Source organism: Brevibacillus fulvus (genome assembly GCF_016908525.1).
In the GTDB taxonomy this organism is placed as follows: domain Bacteria; phylum Bacillota; class Bacilli; order Brevibacillales; family Brevibacillaceae; genus Brevibacillus_G; species Brevibacillus_G fulvus.
The window spans coordinates 57,004-78,036 of the sequence record NZ_JAFBEB010000015.1 but is presented as its reverse complement, the minus strand read 5'-3'; the positions used below and the strand labels follow the sequence as shown (position 1 = coordinate 78,036).

Annotated in this window: 23 protein-coding genes; 16 read left to right on the top strand and 7 right to left on the bottom strand. The window is 45.9% G+C overall.

The genetic code is table 11. The features are described from left to right. Positions 1-47: 47 nt before the first annotated feature. The 3 genes from JOD01_RS17035 to JOD01_RS17025 all read left to right on the top strand — a co-directional run bounded on the left by JOD01_RS17035 (position 48) and on the right by JOD01_RS17025 (position 1,445). On the top strand, positions 48-218 hold the full coding sequence (locus JOD01_RS17035; RefSeq protein ID WP_204519515.1) for a hypothetical protein: 171 nt from the start codon (positions 48-50) through the stop codon (positions 216-218). A gap of 130 nt (positions 219-348) precedes the next feature. After that, positions 349-1,245: a YIEGIA family protein gene (locus JOD01_RS17030; RefSeq protein ID WP_204519514.1), complete on the top strand. Its 897-nt coding sequence runs from the start codon at positions 349-351 to the stop codon at positions 1,243-1,245. A gap of 11 nt (positions 1,246-1,256) precedes the next feature. After that, the gene (locus JOD01_RS17025) at positions 1,257-1,445 is read left to right on the top strand and encodes a capping complex subunit for YIEGIA (protein ID WP_204519513.1); all 189 of its coding nucleotides are present in this window, start codon (positions 1,257-1,259) and stop codon (positions 1,443-1,445) included. Between the two features lie 240 nt (positions 1,446-1,685). On the opposite strand, the gene gyrB is transcribed toward JOD01_RS17025, so the two are convergent. The 6 genes from gyrB to dnaA form a co-directional block, all read right to left on the bottom strand. Further along, the gene (gene gyrB / locus JOD01_RS17020; protein ID WP_204519512.1) at positions 1,686-3,611 is read right to left on the bottom strand and encodes a DNA topoisomerase (ATP-hydrolyzing) subunit B; all 1,926 of its coding nucleotides are present in this window, start codon (positions 3,609-3,611) and stop codon (positions 1,686-1,688) included. Beyond that, a complete protein-coding gene (gene remB / locus JOD01_RS17015; protein WP_204519511.1) occupies positions 3,611-3,904 on the bottom strand; it encodes an extracellular matrix regulator RemB in 294 nt (97 codons plus the stop codon). The genes gyrB and remB overlap by 1 nt, the downstream gene beginning before the upstream one ends. Positions 3,905-3,948: 44 nt before the next feature. Continuing rightward, positions 3,949-5,076: a DNA replication/repair protein RecF gene (recF, locus tag JOD01_RS17010; RefSeq protein WP_204519510.1), complete on the bottom strand. Its 1,128-nt coding sequence runs from the start codon at positions 5,074-5,076 to the stop codon at positions 3,949-3,951. A gap of 15 nt (positions 5,077-5,091) precedes the next feature. Further along, entirely contained in the window at positions 5,092-5,307 is a 216-nt protein-coding gene (yaaA, locus tag JOD01_RS17005) for a S4 domain-containing protein YaaA (protein ID WP_204519509.1), read from the bottom strand. Between the two features lie 23 nt (positions 5,308-5,330). After that, positions 5,331-6,470, bottom strand: coding sequence for a DNA polymerase III subunit beta (gene dnaN, locus JOD01_RS17000; protein ID WP_204519508.1), 1,140 nt, complete (start codon positions 6,468-6,470; stop codon positions 5,331-5,333). Positions 6,471-6,670: 200 nt separating this feature from the next. Beyond that, positions 6,671-8,035: a chromosomal replication initiator protein DnaA gene (gene dnaA / locus JOD01_RS16995; RefSeq protein ID WP_204519507.1), complete on the bottom strand. Its 1,365-nt coding sequence runs from the start codon at positions 8,033-8,035 to the stop codon at positions 6,671-6,673. A 539-nt stretch (positions 8,036-8,574) separates the two neighbouring features. Here dnaA and rpmH point away from each other — a divergent pair. From rpmH to JOD01_RS16930, 13 genes are all read left to right on the top strand, one after another. After that, the gene (rpmH, locus tag JOD01_RS16990; RefSeq protein WP_003388866.1) at positions 8,575-8,709 is read left to right on the top strand and encodes a 50S ribosomal protein L34; all 135 of its coding nucleotides are present in this window, start codon (positions 8,575-8,577) and stop codon (positions 8,707-8,709) included. 128 nt (positions 8,710-8,837) lie between these two features. Beyond that, positions 8,838-9,206 carry a ribonuclease P protein component gene (gene rnpA / locus JOD01_RS16985; RefSeq protein ID WP_204519506.1) on the top strand — a complete coding sequence of 123 codons (369 nt, stop codon included), beginning with the start codon at positions 8,838-8,840 and terminating at the stop codon, positions 9,204-9,206. A 6-nt stretch (positions 9,207-9,212) separates the two neighbouring features. Continuing rightward, the gene (yidD, locus tag JOD01_RS16980; RefSeq protein WP_204519505.1) at positions 9,213-9,437 is read left to right on the top strand and encodes a membrane protein insertion efficiency factor YidD; all 225 of its coding nucleotides are present in this window, start codon (positions 9,213-9,215) and stop codon (positions 9,435-9,437) included. 30 nt (positions 9,438-9,467) lie between these two features. Next, the gene (gene yidC, locus JOD01_RS16975) at positions 9,468-10,232 is read left to right on the top strand and encodes a membrane protein insertase YidC (RefSeq protein ID WP_204519504.1); all 765 of its coding nucleotides are present in this window, start codon (positions 9,468-9,470) and stop codon (positions 10,230-10,232) included. After that, positions 10,229-10,852 carry an RNA-binding cell elongation regulator Jag/EloR gene (gene jag, locus JOD01_RS16970; protein WP_204519503.1) on the top strand — a complete coding sequence of 208 codons (624 nt, stop codon included), beginning with the start codon at positions 10,229-10,231 and terminating at the stop codon, positions 10,850-10,852. The genes yidC and jag overlap by 4 nt, the downstream gene beginning before the upstream one ends. A gap of 369 nt (positions 10,853-11,221) precedes the next feature. Further along, on the top strand, positions 11,222-12,598 hold the full coding sequence (gene mnmE, locus JOD01_RS16965) for a tRNA uridine-5-carboxymethylaminomethyl(34) synthesis GTPase MnmE (RefSeq protein WP_204519524.1): 1,377 nt from the start codon (positions 11,222-11,224) through the stop codon (positions 12,596-12,598). A 29-nt stretch (positions 12,599-12,627) separates the two neighbouring features. Next, positions 12,628-14,526 carry a tRNA uridine-5-carboxymethylaminomethyl(34) synthesis enzyme MnmG gene (mnmG, locus tag JOD01_RS16960; protein WP_204519502.1) on the top strand — a complete coding sequence of 633 codons (1,899 nt, stop codon included), beginning with the start codon at positions 12,628-12,630 and terminating at the stop codon, positions 14,524-14,526. Positions 14,527-14,537: 11 nt separating this feature from the next. Continuing rightward, the gene (rsmG, locus tag JOD01_RS16955; RefSeq protein ID WP_204519501.1) at positions 14,538-15,254 is read left to right on the top strand and encodes a 16S rRNA (guanine(527)-N(7))-methyltransferase RsmG; all 717 of its coding nucleotides are present in this window, start codon (positions 14,538-14,540) and stop codon (positions 15,252-15,254) included. A 217-nt stretch (positions 15,255-15,471) separates the two neighbouring features. Beyond that, positions 15,472-16,317, top strand: coding sequence for a nucleoid occlusion protein (gene noc, locus JOD01_RS16950; RefSeq protein ID WP_204519500.1), 846 nt, complete (start codon positions 15,472-15,474; stop codon positions 16,315-16,317). Positions 16,318-16,625: 308 nt separating this feature from the next. Next, positions 16,626-17,384: a ParA family protein gene (locus JOD01_RS16945; protein ID WP_204519499.1), complete on the top strand. Its 759-nt coding sequence runs from the start codon at positions 16,626-16,628 to the stop codon at positions 17,382-17,384. Continuing rightward, on the top strand, positions 17,381-18,223 hold the full coding sequence (locus JOD01_RS16940; protein WP_204519498.1) for a ParB/RepB/Spo0J family partition protein: 843 nt from the start codon (positions 17,381-17,383) through the stop codon (positions 18,221-18,223). The genes JOD01_RS16945 and JOD01_RS16940 overlap by 4 nt, the downstream gene beginning before the upstream one ends. Before the next feature lie 23 nt (positions 18,224-18,246). Further along, on the top strand, positions 18,247-19,404 hold the full coding sequence (locus JOD01_RS16935) for an aminotransferase class V-fold PLP-dependent enzyme (protein WP_204519497.1): 1,158 nt from the start codon (positions 18,247-18,249) through the stop codon (positions 19,402-19,404). A 28-nt stretch (positions 19,405-19,432) separates the two neighbouring features. Further along, positions 19,433-20,152 carry a DUF554 domain-containing protein gene (locus JOD01_RS16930; RefSeq protein ID WP_204519496.1) on the top strand — a complete coding sequence of 240 codons (720 nt, stop codon included), beginning with the start codon at positions 19,433-19,435 and terminating at the stop codon, positions 20,150-20,152. A 214-nt stretch (positions 20,153-20,366) separates the two neighbouring features. Here the strand turns inward: JOD01_RS16930 and yyaC are convergent, their stop codons facing one another. After that, the gene (yyaC, locus tag JOD01_RS16925; RefSeq protein ID WP_204519495.1) at positions 20,367-20,981 is read right to left on the bottom strand and encodes a spore protease YyaC; all 615 of its coding nucleotides are present in this window, start codon (positions 20,979-20,981) and stop codon (positions 20,367-20,369) included. Positions 20,982-21,033: the final 52 nt, after the last annotated feature.

The window sequence follows — 21,033 nt, the reverse complement described above, 5'->3', positions numbered from 1 at the left end:
TTGAACAAAATATCTGCAGCATCCTGTATGGAAAGGAGTGACAGTGGATGAAAGACCAGACTGAAAATCAAACAACCGCAAACAAAAACGAAGAACTCACCGAATTGGGAACGCACTTTTCCGCTATTCCCGATCTTCATAAGACGAGAGAAACGGCCAAGACGCATAAAATCGAACCGCCGGATGAGGACAATGCCGGTTCGATGGCCTCCTACTAGAGTCTGCTGTTCTTCGCAACAAAATGATAACTTAGTCAAAGCCAAGGGACGAATCAGTCCCTTTTTTTGCCCATTCAAACGCTCAACAGATCCGTGGATAGTCTTTATACGGAGAAGGAGGCATCGATCCATGCTCGCATTGCTGAAAGAAAAAGAAACAATCAGTGTCATCCTTGGCATCAGCTTCGGAATCATTGCGCGGATAATGATGCTGCGAACCGATTATCGCCAATATCCGACATATCCGCATGGCAAAGTCATTCATGTTTCGTTGGGGGTGATTGCCGCTGGTTTGGGAGCCGTGGCGGTTCCGGCTTTATTGCATAAAAATTATACGGCCATAACGTTTCTGACCGTAGCTGCCCAACAGTTTCGTGACGTACGCAATATGGAACGACAGACGTTGTCCCAAGTGGATGAGATGGAATTGGTATCAAGAGGGAAAACCTATATAGAAGGTATCGCGATGGTGTTTGAAGGGAGAAATTATTTAGTCATCTTTTGTGCTTTTTTGGCTTCGTTGTTTAGCAGCCTGTTTCAATGGTATTGGGGAATCGCAGCCGGATTGATCTCGCTGCTCATCGCCAAAAAACTGCAATCGGGAAGGAACCTCGGACAAATAGCCGACATTCAGATTGCTCCGATCAAGCTGGACGGCCCCGATTTGTATGTAGGTGATATCTACATCATGAATGTCGGGCTGACGGACGATCAACGAATTATTCAAGAGCAAGCAATGGGATTTCTCATCATCCCTAAAAATAAAAATGTCAAAGTCACCATTGCCAATCTGGGTCAACGCCAAGCGATTTTGCATAATCTGACAACGATTCTCGGGGTCTATCGCGATGAAGGTGAACCGACCTTGTTGCCAATGGCCAAACTTGATTTAAAGACCGGCAATCTGGCCGTTTTCATGCTTCCCCGGGAAAAAGATGAACAAATCGCGCTCCAAGTCGCAAAAAGTGTGCCTGTATTGGAAAACGCGGTGCGGCTTCCTTCCGAATCGGCTGCCACCAAAAAGTAAGGAGGTAAACGATGGCGAAAATCGCAGCAATTGTCGTCACAGACAAACAAAGTGTGGGCGGAGGCGCTCCGATCTTTATTGCCAAAGATCAAGCGGAGCAAGAGAAACTGGCTTTTTCTTTGGAAAAAATTCTCGATGTGGCCGCACACGACCTGAAAAACGGCATGATCATCTTGGTCGATCATAGCGCAGAATCGTAAGCAGCCAAGCCGGACAGTGCCAGCAAGCACCGAGTCCGGCTTGTTTGAAAGACGCTTCTTTCAGTGGTGCGCAGACAACCCAACACGAAAATACTACGCAACGCACCTTCGTCAATCTGCGTCGCTTCCCCGCAACTTTGCCGGCTCCGCCTCGGCCGCCTGCCAAATGGAAAATACCTGAAATCGCCTCTAACAAAACATAAAAAAAACCCGACTTGTTGTCGGGGTAGAAAGAAACCACTAAATATCAAGATCGCGAATCTGCTTGGAATACCCTTCGATAAACTCACGGCGAGGCTCTACTTCATCTCCCATCAATGTCTCGAAAACAAGATCGGCTTCCATCGCGTCTTCCAGACTTACCTGAAGCAAAATCCGCGCCTCGGGATCCATCGTTGTTTCCCAGAGTTGATCAGCATTCATCTCACCCAATCCTTTGTAACGCTGAATCGCCGGTTTGGGCACACTTTTTAACGTAGCGAGAATTTCATCTCTCTGTTTATCGTTGTAAGCATAGTGAATTTGTTTGCCTTGTTTAATGCTGAACAAGGGCGGTTGGGCAATATAGACGTACCCCGCTTCAATCAACGGCCGCATATAGCGGTAAAAGAATGTCAGCAACAACGTGCGAATATGGGAACCGTCTACGTCGGCATCGGTCATGATCACGATTTTATGGTAACGAGCCTTGGTTATATCAAACTCTTCGCCGATCCCTGTGCCCAAAGCAGTAATGATCGATCTGATCTCATTATTGGACAAAATTTTATCCAGACGAGATTTTTCCACATTCAATACTTTACCGCGCAAAGGCAAGATCGCCTGGAAATGGCGGTCACGGCCCGATTTGGCGGAACCACCGGCAGAATCCCCCTCAACGATAAACAATTCGCTCTCGGAAGCATCCTTGGAGGAACAGTCGGCCAATTTCCCGGGTAATGCACTTACTTCCAGCGCATTTTTCCGCCGAGTAAATTCCCTCGCTTTTCGCGCCGCTTCCCTGGCTCTTGCCGCCATCAAAGCTTTTTCCACGATCTTTTTGGCGACCGCCGGATTTTCCTCCATAAAGGTCGTAAATCGTTCGGTAAAAATCGATTCGGTAATGCTGCGCGCCTGCGAATTCCCCAATTTTGTTTTCGTCTGTCCTTCAAACTGAGGCTCTGGAATTTTCACCGAGATGATCGCAGTAATCCCTTCACGAACATCATCGCCCGTTAAATTGGGGTCTTTTTCCTTCAAAAAATTATACTTGCGGCTATAATCGTTAATCACCTTGGTCAAAGCCGCTTTGAAGCCGGATTCATGCGTTCCGCCTTCATGGGTATTAATATTATTGGCAAAGGAGTATATATTGCTGACATAACCGTCATTATATTGAATGGCTACTTCTACCTGCAGCCCTTCCTTTTCTCCTTCACAATAAATCACGTCTTCATGCAGTTTCTCGCGGTTTTTATTGAGATACTCGACAAAAGAGATAATCCCGCCTTCATAGTGAAACACTTCTTCTTTCTCCTGCCCGGGACGCTCGTCATGCAAGGAGATGCGTAAACCTTTATTCAAAAAGGCCAGTTCGCGAATCCGTTTTTGCAAGATCTCGTACTCAAACACGGTCGTTTCCGTAAAAATTGTATCATCCGGCTTAAAGGTTACAATCGTTCCGGTTTCCTCTGTCTCACCGATCACGGCCAAGTCAGCATCGGGTACTCCCCGATGAAAACGCATGAAATAAATATTTCCGTTTTGTTTGACCTTGACTTCCAACCATTCTGACAAAGCATTCACAACAGAGCTTCCGACACCGTGCAATCCACCCGATACCTTGTAACCGCCACCGCCGAATTTCCCACCGGCGTGCAAAACGGTTAATACCGTTTCTACGGTCGATTTCCCTGTTTTTTCATGAATGCCGGTTGGTATCCCCCGCCCATTGTCTGTTACCGTAACGGAATTGTCCGGGTGTATATATACATGGATATCATCGCAATAGCCAGCCAAGGCTTCATCAATGGCATTGTCCACGATCTCCCAGACCAGGTGATGCAGGCCGCGGCCGCTTGTTGAACCGATATACATCCCCGGCCGCTTCCGTACGGCTTCCAAGCCCTCTAACACCTGTATCTGACTGGCATCATAGGTTTGGTCTTTTGCTGTTGTCTGATCCACTACTCTGTCAACTCCTCTGTTTCAGTCTGGACAGAAGTAAACTGATCCAAGCTGTTCTTAATCTGGGCACGACGTTTTAATGTATGGCAAGAAATCGGCGAACAGTATATCGCGTTCTTCGTAATGACGTACGATTTCGTTTCTTCCAAACTATTTTCCACGACATGCTTGATTTTCTTCTCATCCTCAAGGAAACGCAGATTGCTTTGAGAGGCCTTCACAGACTGGTGATCAAGTATGGCAATAACATCCTTGGCGCTTACAACAGTATCGCCACCAATATGAATAAACATCCCTGTCACCCTGCCTTTGCTGTGAATCCGGATAGGCGTGCCTGTTACAAATTGCGTTCGCTTAATGAAATATTTCCTTCGCGAACATAATGGCGGGAAGCTTGTTGCAAAACCTGATGTTTTAAGCCTTCCACACCAGTCGTCGTCACAAACGTCTGTACTTTATTTTGAATCGTCTCTAGTAGTAGCGTTTGCCGGTGTTCGTCCAACTCGGACAAAACATCATCCAAGAGCAAAACGGGGTACTCGCCTACTTCTTCCCTGATCAGTTCAATCTCTGCCAGTTTCAACGATAGCGCGCTGGTTCGCTGTTGTCCTTGCGAACCGTATGTTTGCACATTCATCCCATTGACCTGCAGCGTAAAATCGTCTCGATGCGGGCCAATCAACGTGCTGCCCCTCAGCTTCTCCCGCTCGAACATTGCCTCATAGGCACTGATCATTGCCTGCGTACCTTCTGAAATGTCCATTTCCACCGTAACGGGAGAACTGTTTTCATAATGAATCGACAAACTCTCCTTGCCCGCTGTAATCCCGGTATGGATCTCTTTGGCCCACTGCTCCAGCTTCTGAATAAACTCAAAACGTTTCTGCAACAATTTTACCGCTAATTCAGCCAGTTGGGTATTCCAAATTACCAGCATATCATCGGAATGGTTCTTTTTGCTAGCCAAATCTTTCAGAAATTGGTTGCGCTGGGCTAGCACCTTGTTGTAATTGCTCAAGTAATAAAGGTATGTCGGTGAAACTTGCCCGATCTCCATATCGATAAACCGCCGGCGTTGCGCAGGTGCTCCCTTTACAATCGAGAGATCCTCGGGAGCAAACATTACAACGTTAAGCGCTCCGACGTATTCACTCAACTTTTGCTGCTCAATCCCGTTGATTTTGGCCCGCTTTCCTTTCGGAGTCAATTGCAGCTCCAAACGAACAGAACCGTAGCGACGTTGAACGTCGCTACGAATCGTGGCATACTCGGCATTCCAGGAAATTAACTCCTTTTCCCTGGCTGTGCGATGCGATTTGGCCAGTGCCAGGACATAAATGGACTCCAGCACATTGGTTTTTCCTTGGGCGTTATTGCCGATAAAAAGATGGATCGGGCCGTCAAATGAAAGCGATAATGATTCGTAATTCCGATAGTGGCGCAGGGATAGCTCGCGTAAATACAAATAATCGCTCTCCTCTCATCTGCGGATCACTGTGTAGGAACCAAATCCGTCAATTTCCACATGGTCACCGGGATATAACTTTCGGCCTCGCCGATCTTCCCGCTCACCATTGACCTTGATCGGGACTTCCGCAAGAAATGCCTTGGCCATTCCGCCAGTATCGATCACTCCGGACAACTTCAAAAATTGCCCCAACGCAATAAAATCAGTGTTGATCCCAACCTCTTGCATCGTCTAGCCCCTTTCCCAGCACATTAATAAGTACGCACCGGAAGAATTAAATGCAGCATCCATTCATTGTCTGTCGGCCGTATTACAAACGGACTCATTGCGCCGGAGAAGCTTGCTGTAATCTCCGGACTATCAATGGCACGCAACGCATCAATCATATATTTTGCATTGAAAGAGATTTTCAGCTCTTCGCCATTCATCGCCTTCGGTGTCATAATTTCAGTCACCTTGCCAATTTCCGGAGCATTTGAGGTGATTTCCAAATTTCCGTTTGGCAGGGTGACCAAGCGAACCACATTTGATTTGCCTTCCCGGCTTAACAGGGAGGCCCGTTCAATCGACTGCAAAAACTCCTTCGTATTGACGACAATTTCCGTTTTGCTTCCGGCCGGAATAATCCGGGATGTGTCAGGGTAAGTTCCTTCCAATAACCGGGAGTAAAACAAAATATGTTTCGATTTCACCAAGATTTGGTTTTCAGCGACGACAATATCAACAAGCGCTTGGTTTTCATCCAAAATTTTAATTAACTCGTTGCAGCTTTTCCCTGGTACTACTATGTTGTGAAAATGCAGGTCTTCTATACACTCTACTACAGCCGTACGACTGGCCAGACGATGGCTGTCTGTAGCGACAAATTTCAATTGGCCGCGATCGAGTGACCACATAATTCCTGTCAGGATCGGTCTCATCTCAGAAGTAGACACAGCGAATGCCGATTGGCGAATCATCGCTTTCAACAGATCGCTGGGAACACTCAATACCTTTTCTTCTTCCAATTGGGGCAACTGTGGAAATTCTTCCGCGTTCATCCCGTTAATCGTAAATTCTGCCTGACCGGAGCGAATAAACGTTACCAATCGATCATCGACTTCCATTTGGATTTCCGTTCCAGGCAATTTGCGTACGATTTCACTAAAAATCCGCGCGGTCAGAACGATGCTGCCTGGTCTATGAACGGTGACTCCCCATTCATCCGCTTCCTCCGTCGGGATTTGGACTTCTATGGATATATCGGAATCACTTGCAGTCAGTGTTAATCCTTCTTCATCGGCTTTCAATTTGATCCCCGTCAAAATCGGCATGGTTGTCCGGCTGGAAACGGCTTTGCTGACATGGGATACAGCATTTGCCAGTTTGTCCCGTTGAACAGTGATTTGCATCTGTTATGGACCCTCCCTTGAATTCTCTTGCTTATGTCCAAGCAAAACTTGAAGTTCTTTTTTATAGATTATGAATTAAATTATTATAACAGAAGTAGTAATAGAGCCTGTGAATTTGTGGATATCTGCGGTAAAGACGTAAAAGAGAGCCTATACACATGTGGATAAGTTGTGTATAGGCTACTTCTGTTTGTCCACAGTCAGCTGTTTGCCTTCAGTTTTTCATAGAGGGATTGAACAACAGCTTGTACTTGCGGATCGGTTGCCAAAGCTTTGGAGATTTTTTCATGGGCATGAATAACCGTCGTATGGTCTCGTCCGCCAAATTCATCGCCAATTTTCGGCAAAGAGGCATCTGTCAACTCGCGAGACAAATACATCGCGATTTGCCGGGGAAAGGCAACCGATTTGGTCCGTTTTTTGGCTTTGAAATCCTCTAATTTCAGGTTGAATGCTTCGCCGACAGCGCGTTGAATATCCATAATCGTGATTACACGAGGTTTTGAGGAAGGAATGATATCTTTTAGAGCCTCGGCAGCCAGTTGCGTGTCAATATCGCGGTTGATCAATGATGAGTAGGCGACGACACGGATAAGTGCTCCTTCTAGCTCACGAATGTTGCTGTCAATCTGATTGGCAATGTAAATCATCACTTCATTGGGAATATCGAGATTTTCTGCTTTGGCCTTTTTGCGCAAAATCGCAATTCTCGTTTCCAGATCAGGCGGCTGGATGTCGGTGATCAATCCCCATTCAAAACGGGAACGTAGCCGATCCTCCAAAGTGGGGATCTCCTTCGGCGGCCGATCGGATGAAATGATGATCTGCTTGCTCTCTTCATGCAGAGCGTTAAACGTATGGAAAAACTCTTCCTGGGTTTGTTCTTTTCCCGCGAGAAACTGAATATCGTCAATGAGAAGCACATCCACTTTGCGATATTTATTGCGAAACTCGACGGTTTTGTTGTCCCGAATCGAATTGATAAATTCGTTTGTAAATTTCTCCGACGACAGATAGACCACTTTTGCTGAAGGATTATGTTGAATGACATAATGGCCGATTGCATGCATTAAGTGCGTTTTCCCCAGACCGACGCCACCATAAATAAACAGAGGATTGTACGCTTTTGCCGGCGCTTCCGCCACCGCCAGGGAAGCGGCATGGGCAAACCGATTGCCAGAGCCAATCACGAATGTATCAAAGGTATATTTGGGATTCAGGATGTTGGGTAATTGATCATCCTGCGCGATCGGAGAAATCACCGTGTTCATCTGCTGGGAAACCGGTAGGTCGTTGTCCAGCTCCGAATCGGGATTTTGCGGAACCACAAATTTTACTTTCATATTTACACCGGTTGTCTCATAGAGTGTATCGATAATTAACGGTGAGTAACGTGATTCCAGCCAATCGCGGGCAAATTCATTCGGCGCGACGACGATGAGCGAGTCTTCCTCAAGGGCCGTTGCCTGTGTCGCTTTTAACCATGTATCAAAACTAGGCTTGCTCAGCGATTTTTCAATTTTAGCAAGTACCTTCCGCCATAGTTCGCTGATCGTAGCATCCAACAAAATCCCTCCTTTCTGAAATTGGCATGGTTTTTAGGTAGTTGGTTGGTATCCGTATGGGAAAAAGTAGTAACAAGTATTGTGGATAAATAATGGCGAAAAAAAGGAATCTTATCGGAAAAACGAAAAAAGTGAGACGATTATCCGCACCTCTGTGAATAAAAAACCCACAAGGTGTTAAAAATGTCCACAATATTATCCACAAGCTGTGGAAAACTAATCATGCAGTTTTGGCTTATACACGATTCAAAACAAAAACATGATAACAGATAAAATGAGTGATATCAATGGTTTTTTGGAAGTTATCCACAAACACAATCACTTGTGGATGAAAACTATCAACACCCCTATATTTTGTGTAAAGGTTGTCGATAACTTTGTCGAAATCCGCTGTTGTGGATATTTTTTTATCCACAGGCCAGGGAAATAATTTTTTGGGGATATTTTCTGGCAGCTGATTTGGTAGGGGTAGCCTTGACTTTTTCGGCAATAGTTCTTATAATGCGAAAGAATGCCTTTGAGGACGGAGGTGTAATTCAATGAAACCTAGTTTTAATCCAAATAATCGCAAACGTAAAAAAGACCATGGGTTCCGTAAACGTATGAGCACGAAAAATGGCCGTAAAGTTTTGGCTGCCCGTCGTCGTAAAGGTAGAAAAGTATTATCTGCATAGGCCACAGTTTGAGTGGCCTTTTTTTCATACATGCGATTTTTGTAGGAAAAAAGTGAACGAAACAAGGATATACTGGTGGATGCTGCGGCTTTTTTTTACTATAATTAGGATGTTAGGGGTTGTTTACCTTGCATCGTTCACATCGCTTGAGGAAAAACGAAGAGTTTCAAAAGATCTTTCAACAGGGGAGTTCGTCTGCCAATAAACAATTTGTCATCTATTTTGCAAGGAGAGAGGGACAAGCTGTATTTCGTGCCGGCATCTCTGTAAGCAAAAAGATTGGCAACGCTGTCACGCGTAACCGTGTGAAGCGGCTGATCCGGGAAGCTCTTGCCGCACTGGAGGATGAGATTCTTGCCGATATGGATTTCATTGTAATTGCACGGCAGGGGATTGAGCAGATGAGTCTGGAGACGATTACTCAGTCATTGCGGCACGTATTGAAGCGTGCAAAACTGCTGAGACAGTCAGTTGTACATAATTCCAAAAGAGGTTGAATGACAATGGCAAAGCTGTTCATCTGGTTGATTCGCGGCTACCAATTGTTTATTTCCCCGCTGAAGCCGCCAACTTGTCGCTTTGCCCCCACCTGTTCCCATTATGCGATTGAAGCGATTGGCCGCTTTGGGATCTGGAGAGGCGGGTGGCTGGCCGCCAAGCGAATTGCCAAATGTCATCCTTTTCATCCAGGCGGTTTTGATCCGGTGCCTGATAAATACAAACAATAGAGGAATCTTACTATAAGGAGGACTTTTCCTTTGCGCAAACATATCCGCAACGTATTATTACTGGCTTTCCTGGTTGTTATTCTTGCGGGATGCGGCAGTGTGCAAAATGCGCAGCCAGTCGGCCCGGAAGCGACGGGGATCTGGGACCATTATTTTGTTTGGCCGCTTTCCTGGTTAATTAAAGAAGCAACATTTCTGTTGGGAGGAAGCTACGGACTGGGGATATTGGTTGCAACCATCCTGATTCGCTTGCTGATCCTGCCACTGATGATCAAGCAAATCAAAAGCTCCAAGATGATGCAGGTGCTTCAGCCGGAATTGCAAAAAATCCGCGAGAAGTACAAGAATGATCCGCAAAAGGCACAGCAAGAAACGATGCTGCTGTTCCAAAAGAACAACGTCAATCCGTTGGCCGGTTGCTTGCCAATGCTGGTGCAAATGCCAATTTTGATCGCCTTTTACCATGCGATTATTCGTACGCCTGAGATTAAAGAGCATACTTTCCTGTGGATGTCGCTTGGTGCGAAAGATCCGTATTATATTTTGCCGATTATCGCGGCAGTGACCACCTTCTTGCAGCAAAAGATGATGGGGGCGGCAACTGCCCAGAACAACCCGCAAATGCAGATGATGTTGATCATGATGCCGTTGATGATCTTGGCCATCGGGGTAACGTTGCCCTCCGCACTTTCCTTGTACTGGGTATACGGCAACCTGTTCACGATTGTGCAAACCTACTTTCTTTACCGCAATACGGGTAAGGAGTTACGTCCTAAGGAGGGAACCGCCAAGTGAAAAAGGTGGTGACTACGGCAAAAACGATTGATGAAGCCATTGACAAAGCCTTGTCGGAACTGCATGCTTCGCGGGAAAACGTTTCGATTCGGGTTTTGGAGGAGCCTAGCAAGGGATTGTTTGGACTGATCGGATCACGTGAGGCCAAAGTGGAAGTGGAATATCATGCTGACCCGATCCAGCTGGGACGCGACTTTCTTGCAGAAGTTTTGCAGAATATGCAAGTACAGGCAAACATCGAATCCCGCCCCGTAGAAGACGGAGTTTTGTTTGACATACAGGGCGAAAATCTTGGAATGATCATCGGCCGTAGAGGACAAACCTTGGATGCGCTGCAATATTTGGTAAATGTAGTGGCAAACCGGCATGCCGAACAGCATGTGCGGATTAACTTGGATGCAGAGAATTACCGCTCGCGACGCAAGGAAACATTGGAACATCTGGCGGAGCGGACTGCGCGAAAAGCTCTTCAGCAGCATCGCGCCATTGCGTTGGAACCGATGACAGCTGTCGAACGAAAAATTATCCATGCTTTCCTCCAGGATTGGACGGATGTTTATACGTATAGTGAAGGAGAAGAACCAAATCGCTATATCGTAATTGCTCCCAAGGAAGGATAAACTTCATAGTAAAATGTTACAGTCTCTGTTTCGATCGGAAACAGAGGCTTTTTTTATGCTTTTGCAATTGGAATAAATCGGCTGTATTTGCAGTTGATCTGCTGTGGATATTGGTCAAAATGGTTTTGAAGATGTAAAATGGGTACATACTGTGGATAAAGCTTGGCAACCTTGCAAGGAAGGTTGCTTTTTTCGCTGTTGCTGGAATGGATCGCTTTGTGGATAAATTCCTGTGGGGTGGAATGAAATCCACATGTGGATATTTTCCGATTGACGATTGATGCAATGGTATGTTTTTTTTCAAGCTGATCTGTTAAGCTAATTAGTTAGAAGCTTACTCCCGTGGGGATAAATCGAGGTGAATGTGAATTGGAAATGGATACGATTGCTGCCGTCGCTACTCCGATGGGAGAGGGAGGAATTGCGGTTATTCGCGTAAGCGGTCCGGAATCGTTGGAAATTGTGGATCGTATTTATAAAGGAAAACAACCGTTAATGACTGTGGATAGTCATACGATACATTATGGTTTCTTGATCGACCCGAAAACGGACGAACGGGTGGAGGAAGTGTTGGTCTCTGTGATGAGAGCGCCGCGTACCTTTACGCGAGAGGATGTTGTCGAGGTAAATTGTCACGGAGGAATCATTTCTGTTCAACGAGTTTTGGATTTAATCCTGGAAAATGGAGCTCGTTTGGCGGAGCCCGGGGAATTTACCAAACGGGCGTTTCTCAACGGCCGAATCGATCTTTCGCAAGCGGAAGCGGTCATCGACTTGATCCGAGCCAAAACGGATCGAGCGATGAAGGCAGCCTTGTCCCAGGTAGAGGGAAAGCTATCCCGCATGATTCGGGACTTGCGGCAAAACTTGCTGGAAGCGATGGCTCACATCGAAGTAACGCTTGATTATCCGGAGCATGATGTAGAATCGGTTACCAACCAGCTTTTGCTTGGCAAATGCCAAGAAGTAAATCAACAGATTGCCCGCATGCTGGATACAGCCAAACAAGGAAAAATCTTGCGCGAAGGTTTGGCAACTGCGATTGTCGGCCGTCCGAACGTTGGGAAATCATCCTTATTAAACAGCCTCGTTCAGGAAGAGAAGGCGATTGTTACCGATGTCGCCGGAACCACCCGGGATGTGATTGAGGAATTTGTCAATGTTCGGGGAGTTCCGTTGCGTCTGATCGACACAGCCGGAATTCGCGAAACAGAGGACATTGTCGAGCAAATCGGGGTAGAACGCTCTCGGCAAACCTTGCAACAAGCCGATCTCATTCTGCTCGTTCTAAACTATAATGAACCGTTGCAGCCTGATGATCGGTCGATCTTTGCCGCTGTCAGCGGGATGAATGTGATCATCATTATTAACAAGTTCGACTTGCCGCAGAGAATCGATTTGGAAGAGGTAAAACGCCATTTCCCGAATCAGCCGGTCATAATGACCTCTGTTAAAGAGGAAAAGGGGATTGAGTTGCTGGAGCGGGCGATCGCCGATATTTTTTTCACCGGCCGAGTGCAACAAGAAGATTTGACTTATGTGAGTAATGCTCGCCATGTCAATTTGCTGCGTCAGTCACAGCAGGCGATCGCGGATGCCATTGAGGGAATTGAGCAGCGAATGCCTGTTGATATGATCCAGATTGATATAAAAAAAGCATGGGAACTGCTTGGTGAAGTGATTGGTGAAAGTGTTGGCGAAGACTTGATTGATCAAATCTTTTCGCAATTTTGCTTGGGAAAATAACGAAGGATGTCTATAAGGAGAGAAAATCGATGAGTACTACTTATGATGCTGGCTCGTTTGATGTGATCGTGATCGGAGCCGGCCATGCCGGATGTGAGTCCGCATTGGCAGCGGCGCGAATGGGCTGCAGTACACTGTTGTTAACGATTAATCTTGATGCTGTCGCCTACATGCCTTGCAATCCGTCCGTCGGAGGTCCCGCCAAAGGACATGTCGTTCGGGAAATTGATGCTCTGGGCGGGGAAATGGGCAGAAATACTGACAAGACACATATTCAAATGAGAATGTTGAACACCGGGAAAGGACCGGCGGTGCACGCATTGCGGGCGCAAGCGGACAAATTTGCTTATCAGCACCAAATGAAACAAACCATCGAGAATACGCCGAATCTGATTTTGCGCCAAGCGATGGTCGAAGAACTGATCGTCAATAATGGTGTTTGTGAAGGGGTGATCACACAAACGGGGGCACGATATTCGGCCAAAGCCGTAGTGTTAACGACCGGCACTTATTTGCGTGGCAAAATCATTCTCGGTGAACTGCAATACGAGAGCGGTCCCAACAACATGCGCCCGTCGATCCGCCTTGCCCATCACCTGAAAGAATTAGGCTTCGAACTGGTACGCTTTAAAACAGGAACTCCGCCGCGGGTTCACAAAAGCAGTCTCGACTTCAATAAGATGGAGATCCAGCCTGGCGATACGGTGCCACGGGCATTCTCCTATGAAACAACCGAGTATATCATGGATCAGCTACCTTGCTGGTTGACCTATACCAATGAGGAAACGCATGAATTGATCAGCAGCAATTTGCATCGCGCACCGATGTATTCCGGCGTGATCGAAGGAACCGGACCGCGATACTGTCCGTCAATTGAAGACAAAGTCGTGCGCTTTAATGATAAGCCGCGTCACCAAGTGTTTATTGAACCGGAAGGCAGAAACACCGAGGAAATGTATGTCCAGGGCATGTCCACCAGCTTGCCGGAGGATGTCCAGTTGTCGATGTTGCGCTCGATGGCGGGCATGGAGAATGTGAAAATGATGCGCCCTGGTTACGCGATCGAGTACGATGCGATCGTTCCTACCCAACTTTGGCCATCGCTGGAGACAAAGCTGATCGAAGGCTTGTTCACGGCAGGTCAAATCAACGGGACCTCTGGTTATGAAGAAGCGGCAGGACAAGGTCTGATGGCCGGAATTAACGCTGCCAGAAAGGTACAGAAGAAAGAGCCGGTCATTTTGGGACGCGATCAGGCTTATATTGGCGTCTTGATTGACGATCTGGTCACCAAGGGAACAAACGAACCTTATCGTTTGCTTACGTCTCGTGCGGAATATCGTTTGTTGCTTCGCCATGACAATGCTGACCTCCGTTTGACTGATATTGGGTATGAAATCGGCTTGATCAGTGAAGAACGGTACAGACGTTTTTGCCAGAAACGAGAAATGATCGAAAAAGAAAAAGAACGCATATTGAGTATCCGTGTCCGGCCTGATCAACCTCAAGTGCAAGAAGTATTGCGGGAAGCGGGTACCCCTGAACTGACAGAAGTACTGGAATTGGCCCAACTGCTTCGCCGTCCGGAGATCACCTACGAACATATCCGCAAAATCGCTCCACCGGAAGGGGAACTTCCGACAGATGTTGCCGAGCAAGTAGAAATTCAAATCAAATACGATGGATATATCCGCAAATCACTCCAGCAAGTAGAGCGGATGAAGAAGGTGGAGGAAAGAAAAATTCCACAGGACATCAACTATGACGAAATTATGGGTATGTCCAAGGAAGCGCGGGAAAAAATGAATAAAATCCGCCCGTTGAATATTGGTCAGGCTTCGCGGATTTCCGGTGTGAACCCAGCAGATATTTCTGTATTAATGATCTATCTGGAACAATACGGGCGAGTTACCAGTACGGCAAATTAAGGAGAGACTGTATGAATAAAGAGCAGTTTGTTTCCGTTTTGGCGGAGAAAGGAATTCAGCTAGCAGCAGAGCAGATCAATCAGTTTGACTTGTATTTTCGCCTGTTGGTGGAGTGGAACGAAAAAATGAATTTGACGGCGATCACGGAAGAGGGGCAAGTATACACCAAACATTTCTATGACTCCATTACGCCGGCATTCTATTTTCCTTTGCATGAGGTCAACACGGTGGTCGATATCGGGGGAGGCGCCGGGTTTCCCAGCGTTCCCCTGAAAATCTGTTTTCCGCACTTGCAAATCTCCGTGATTGATTCGCTGCAAAAGCGTATCGCATTTTTGCAGCACGTTAGCAATGAGCTTGATCTGCAAAATTTCAATCCCATCCATGGACGAGCGGAAGACTTGGGTCAAGATGGGAAGTATCGGGAAGCTTACGATTTATCGATTGCAAGAGCGGTGGCAAGATTAAACGTGTTGGCAGAATACTGCATCCCATTTGTTCGTCCGCTTGGGCATTTTATTGCGATGAAAGGTGCAGATATTTCCGTGGAGTTAAATGAGGCCAAAAAAGCGATCAAGACTTTAGGAGCCAAAACAACCAAAGTAGAGACCTTTCAGTTGATGGAAGAAGCAGGTGAGCGGAATATTGTCATTATCGGAAAAACGGAACAAACGCCAAAAGCGTATCCGCGCAAAGCCGGGATTCCTGCCAAAAAGCCATTGCTGTGAGTGAAACGTTTCACGTGAAACAATTACGCAACGGAAAATTAACATGCAAATGGCGAGGGGATTGGCAGGAATCCTTAAAAATATGAAGAATTATTTGTATAAAACAAGTGATCGTTGCTTTTGATCCAGTAAAAGCTGTAGATAAAACGGGAGCATGTTGCTGTTGTCCGGAGATTTCGCCATGTTTCCATGTTTGATTGAAAAAGGGGGGGTCGGTGTGGCAGTCAAAGACCAGTTTTCACGAATGTTTGGTTTATCCGAGAAAACGGAGAGCGAAGAAATTCGCCAAATACCCGTTGATGAGGTTGTAGCAAATCCTTATCAGCCCCGCACAGTATTTGATGACGAAAAACTCGAGGAACTATGTCAAACGATTCGTACTCACGGATTAATTCAGCCTATTGTCGTTCGAATTCGCAACAACCGCTATGAACTGATTGCCGGGGAACGTCGCTGGCGTGCTTCCAAAAAATTAGGTTTGGAACGGATACCTGCAATTATCAAAGAATTTAATGATACTCAGACGGCTTCAATAGCATTGATTGAAAATCTTCAGCGGGAAGGTCTGACAGCGATCGAAGAAGCTGTGGCCTATCAAAAATTGATCGATTTACATAACTTGACGCAAGAGAGCCTTGCGCAAAGATTGGGCAAAGGGCAATCGACCATCGCAAATAAATTGAGGCTGTTGCATTTGCCGCAGCCGATACAGGATTGCTTGATGGCCAGAACGATTACGGAGCGCCATGCGAGAGCATTGATTCCCCTGAAAGATGCTGAGCTCCAACTTCAAGTATTACAAGAAATTTTGGAACGGGACTGGAATGTCAAACAGACAGAAACACGCGTGAAACAAATACTCGATGCAGCGGAAAATCCGAAGCCGGAAAAAGAAGCGAAGCCAAAATGGAAGGCATTTTCACGAGATACACGAATTGCGATTAATACAGTCCGGCAGTCCATTGACATGGTTTTGCAAACCGGCTTGCCAGTAGAAACAAATGAAGAAGATTACGATGATTATTACCAATTTACCATTCGGATTCCAAAACGACGTTCATAGCGTAAGAAGTTGATGGCGGCAGCAAGCCGCTTTCTTTTTTCACAAATGTTGGTTTCTGCGAAAAAATACAGAAGAATCGGCTTTAAATGCGTTATAATAGGGAAGGCAAAACTGGAAAATCGTTACCTTGTGGATCGTGATATGAGAAGTTTATGACCTTTTTCTCACAGCCAACACTCCTTTAATCGATTCTTTATAATTGACGGGGTTTTGTTGACGAAAATTTTCGCTAAATCGCAACACTTTTTGGCAGATTGTGAACTAGCAAGCAAATTCTGTTTGTAGATTGAATAAATGAGGTGGAGAAGTTGGGGAAAGTAATTGCTGTAGCCAATCAGAAAGGCGGCGTAGGGAAAACAACGACTGCAGTAAATTTAAGTGCGTGTTTGGCATCCCTGGGGAAAAAGGTGCTGTTGGTTGATATTGATCCACAAGGGAACGCAACGAGTGGGATTGGTGTAAACAAGGCAGACGTTCAATACTGTATTTACGATGTTTTGATCAATGATGTCAGCCCTGTTGAAGCAACTCTAGCCACTTCGATCGAAGGTTTACAAATTATCCCCGCTACTATCCAACTGGCTGGTGCTGAAATTGAGTTGGTTCCAACCATTTCGCGTGAAGTTCGATTAAAGCGGGCTTTAGAGGTTGTCAAAAACAAGTATGATTATATTATTATTGACTGTCCGCCATCTTTGGGGATTTTGACAGTAAACTCCTTGACGGCGTCAGATTCCGTATTAATTCCGATTCAATGTGAGTATTATGCTCTGGAAGGATTAAGTCAATTGTTGAATACAATCAGACTGGTGCAAAAGCATCTCAATTCGCAATTGACTATTGAGGGCGTTGTTCTGACGATGCTGGATGCCCGTACCAACTTGGGAATTCAGGTTATCGAAGAAGTGAAAAAGTATTTTCAGGAAAAAGTTTATCATACCATTATTCCTCGCAATGTTCGTTTAAGTGAAGCACCATCTCACGGGCAGGCAATTATTACCTACGATCCTCGTTCAAGAGGAGCGGAAGTGTACACTGATCTTGCTAAGGAAGTGGTTGGCATATGAGCAAAGGATTGGGGAAGGGCTTAGGCGCTCTGATTAACACCAATTTGGTGGACGAGGGCGATCAAGTAACAGAAGCAAGAATTGCTGAAGTTAGACCGAATCCCTATCAGCCGCGGAAAGAGTTTGAGCCAACAGCGATTGCCGAACTGGCTGAATCGATTAAAGAACATGGAATCATTCAACCGTTGATTGTTCGCAAAAGCATCAAGGGATATGAATTGGTTGCTGGGGAACGGAGATTGCGGGCGGCAAAAGAAGTTGGTTTGGAAAAAGTGCCGGTTGTCATCAAAGAATATACGGATCAGCAACTGATGGAAATTGCGCTAATTGAAAATTTGCAGCGTGAAAATTTGAATCCGATTGAAGAGGCTGAAGCTTACGAAAAACTGATGCGGCAATACTCATATACACAAGAGGCTCTTGCGCAACGAGTGGGGAAGAGCAGACCACATGTCGCCAATATTATGCGTCTCTTACAACTTCCGGAAAAAATTCGCGCATTTGTACAAAACTCTTCTTTATCAATGGGACATGCCAGAGCTTTGTTGCCAGTTGAGGATGGAGAAGTACAATGGAAATTGGCAAATGAAGTGATAAAAAACGATTTAAGTGTTCGTCAACTGGAGGATCTCGTTAAATCGCTGAATGTTTCACGTGAAACAAAAAAGAAAAAACAAGCTGCGAAAGATCAAGCGCTGACCCAAATGGAAGAACGGCTTCGCTCTCGTTTTGGAACGTCGGTGCAGATCAAAACAGGAAATAAAAAGGGGAAAATTGAAATCGAATTTTACTCCAATGATGATTTACAACGGATTATCGACTTGCTTAACTTGGAGTAAAAGTTGACCTCAAGGAGGTACTTATGCGAATCATCTACCTTGATAATGCAGCTTCCACATGGCCAAAACCGGCAGGGGTAAAAGAGGCGATGGCAGAAGTAATTGATCATTATGCGGCCAATCCGGGGCGGGGCGGACACGCTCTGTCGAAACGAGCAGGCAAAACATTATTTCAGACCAGAGCCCAACTTTCGAGGTTGTTTGGGATTAAAAACCCGAATAACTTATTTTTTTTCCTGAATGCCACCCAGGCGTTAAATCAAGCAATTAAGGGGTATTTGCAAGCAGGAGATCATGTCATTTCAACAACGATTGAACATAACGCGGTAAGACGGCCATTGGAATATATGCGAAGAACAAAGAATGTGGAGATCACTTATATAGCGCCTCGAGAAGATCAATTGTTTTATGCAGAAGATTTTCGGCAGGCGGTCCAGGCAAATACGCGACTGATTGTCGTTAGCCATGCCTCCAATCTAACCGGACTGATTTTGCCGGTGGAAGAAATCGGTAAGATCGCTAGAGAGCATTCGATTCCGCTTCTCGTCGATGCGTCACAAACTGCGGGAATTTTGCCAATAGATGTGGAAAGCATGAACATTGACATGCTGGCATTTCCAGGACATAAAGGATTATACGGCCCACAAGGAACGGGTGGGTTATATATCAACGATTCGCTTGAACTGGAACCATTGATTCATGGGGGAACCGGAAGCCAATCGGAATCAGTCGATCAGCCGCAAAAACGTCCTGAGCGTTTTGAAAGCGGGACGGTTAACACGGTTGGTTTGGCGGGGTTATTGGCTGGCGCTAATTTTGTGTTGGAACGTGGTGTTGAGGAAATCCACAAACACGAATGGACTCTGGCCAGGATGACGATGGAGGGATTATCCCAGCTGTCCGGGATCAAAATGTACGGACCAGGTTTGGATATCGAAAGAGTGGGAGTCGTTTCATTTAATATTGAAGGAATTGATGCCACGGAAGTTTCCTTTATTCTTGATCAACAGTATGGAATTGCAACAAGAGCCGGTTATCATTGCACCCCGTTGGCCCATCAAACTGTCGGTACAGACAAAGAAGGCGCCGTTCGTGTCAGCTTTGGGATTTTCAATACAGAGCAGGATGTACGAGATTTATTGCAGGCCGTAAAAGAAATCAAAGAAGCGTTTCATTTTTAGACACAGCATAAGTAGGAGCGTGTAGCACTTGATCTTGTTGGGGACGATCGTAAATGCAGCAGCAATTTTTGTCGGTGCGTTAATTGGACGCTTGTTGTCTGGGATTCCGGCTGCCATTAGACAGACCGTTATGCAAGGTATCGGTCTCGTTGTTATCATTTTGGGTCTGAAAATGAGCATGCAGACAGAAAATTTTATTCTGTTGATTGTTAGCATTGTCGTAGGCTCGATTTTCGGCGGATTCTTAAAAATTGAAGCAAAGTTGGATCAGTTCGGACGTTGGTTGGAAAAAAAGGTAGGCGGTAAAAAAGAAGGAAGCATCGCAACCGGATTTGTAACTGCTACATTAGTTTATTGCATTGGAGCCATGGCGGTTTTGGGAGCGATGGACAGCGGTTTGCGCGGTAATCATGATATTTTGTACACAAAAGCGATGATGGATGGTTTTTCCGCAATTATTTTCAGTTCGACTTTGGGAATCGGCGTTGCTCTTTCAGCAGTACCGGTATTTCTTTATCAGGGAGCCATTGCGTTGTTGTCTACACAGATCAATCAGTTTGTCAGTCAAGAATTGCTTGATCAAATTTTGGTCGAAGTAACCGCGGTTGGGGGACTGATGATCATCGGTATCGGTATCAATATTATGGAATTGCGCAAAGTGAATGTAGCGAATATGCTGCCTGGGTTGTTGATAGCGGCGATCGGAGTTCCGTTCGTGCAATGGCTGACGGTGATTTTTGCACACTGAAGGCAATAACCCATACCTTTTCTTTTACAGGAACAGCCCGAGCTGAAGCCGGGTTGTTTTTTGTTTGTGAATATTCGACAAGAAAAGCGGTTTTTCAAACGAATGAACGGCTATCGTGGCGTTTTTGGACGCTTTATGCCAAACAGCGGAAAAAAATTATTCCGGAGCAATTATGATGAAAAAGGTAAGGTTAAAAAGAGGATGAAGCGGGAAATCAGCTCTGTTTGGTTGTAGCAGCTGTTATGCCGGGATTGGACGCGGAAAACTGCAAGTCGGCGCGAAAAAGCGATTTGGCGATGACGTCAGCCATTTGCATGACGACATGCAAACGCGTATTTTGCAACACGAAATATTCCATGAAGCCGCCTACATTAACGATTCCTGTAATATGGAAGGTTCCGACGGATGGCAGTTCTTTTTTGACACCGGCACCAGGCTTAAGCGGACCATCAATCACATTGATGTTTCCGACATTGCTATATTGCCCCAAACAAGCATCGATCGCAATGACAGTGGATTGCGGATGAGTTCGGTGGATGTAGTCGATGTTGTCCTGAAGGTTCATGGCATGTACGGGGTTTTCCAAAGTGCCATAAACGCGTAAATGCATCGGCTCAAATGATTGCAGTTTGCTGCCGACAAGCGGGCCTAATGCATCACCGGTTGAACGATCCGTGCCAATGCACAAAATCACGGTCTCATGCGGAACATGATGGTCATGCAAACGTTGTACCAGATGGTGACTCAGCTGATCAACCGCATGTTCATTTGTATACTCGACCTTGAAAGGGGATAAGGCATGCTCGTCTTTCCGTTCAAAAGGATACATAGTTACCTCCGCAAGCTAAAAGTATTCACAGTATATGCCAGATAGACGGAAT

Coding starts and splice junctions, on each gene's coding strand:
- dnaN (WP_204519508.1), bottom strand. CDS start 6,470: ATGCAAATCACTGTTCAACGGGACAAACTGGCAAATGCTGTATCCCAT.
- remB (WP_204519511.1), bottom strand. CDS start 3,904: ATGTTTATTCATATTGGTGGCGATACTGTTGTAAGCGCCAAGGATGTT.
- JOD01_RS16935 (WP_204519497.1), top strand. CDS start 18,247: ATGCGAATCATCTACCTTGATAATGCAGCTTCCACATGGCCAAAACCG.
- mnmG (WP_204519502.1), top strand. CDS start 12,628: ATGAGTACTACTTATGATGCTGGCTCGTTTGATGTGATCGTGATCGGA.
- yidD (WP_204519505.1), top strand. CDS start 9,213: ATGGCAAAGCTGTTCATCTGGTTGATTCGCGGCTACCAATTGTTTATT.
- JOD01_RS17030 (WP_204519514.1), top strand. CDS start 349: ATGCTCGCATTGCTGAAAGAAAAAGAAACAATCAGTGTCATCCTTGGC.
- yyaC (WP_204519495.1), bottom strand. CDS start 20,981: ATGTATCCTTTTGAACGGAAAGACGAGCATGCCTTATCCCCTTTCAAG.
- yaaA (WP_204519509.1), bottom strand. CDS start 5,307: ATGCAAGAGGTTGGGATCAACACTGATTTTATTGCGTTGGGGCAATTT.
- JOD01_RS17025 (WP_204519513.1), top strand. CDS start 1,257: ATGGCGAAAATCGCAGCAATTGTCGTCACAGACAAACAAAGTGTGGGC.
- rpmH (WP_003388866.1), top strand. CDS start 8,575: ATGAAACCTAGTTTTAATCCAAATAATCGCAAACGTAAAAAAGACCAT.
- JOD01_RS17035 (WP_204519515.1), top strand. CDS start 48: ATGAAAGACCAGACTGAAAATCAAACAACCGCAAACAAAAACGAAGAA.
- JOD01_RS16940 (WP_204519498.1), top strand. CDS start 17,381: ATGAGCAAAGGATTGGGGAAGGGCTTAGGCGCTCTGATTAACACCAAT.
- rsmG (WP_204519501.1), top strand. CDS start 14,538: ATGAATAAAGAGCAGTTTGTTTCCGTTTTGGCGGAGAAAGGAATTCAG.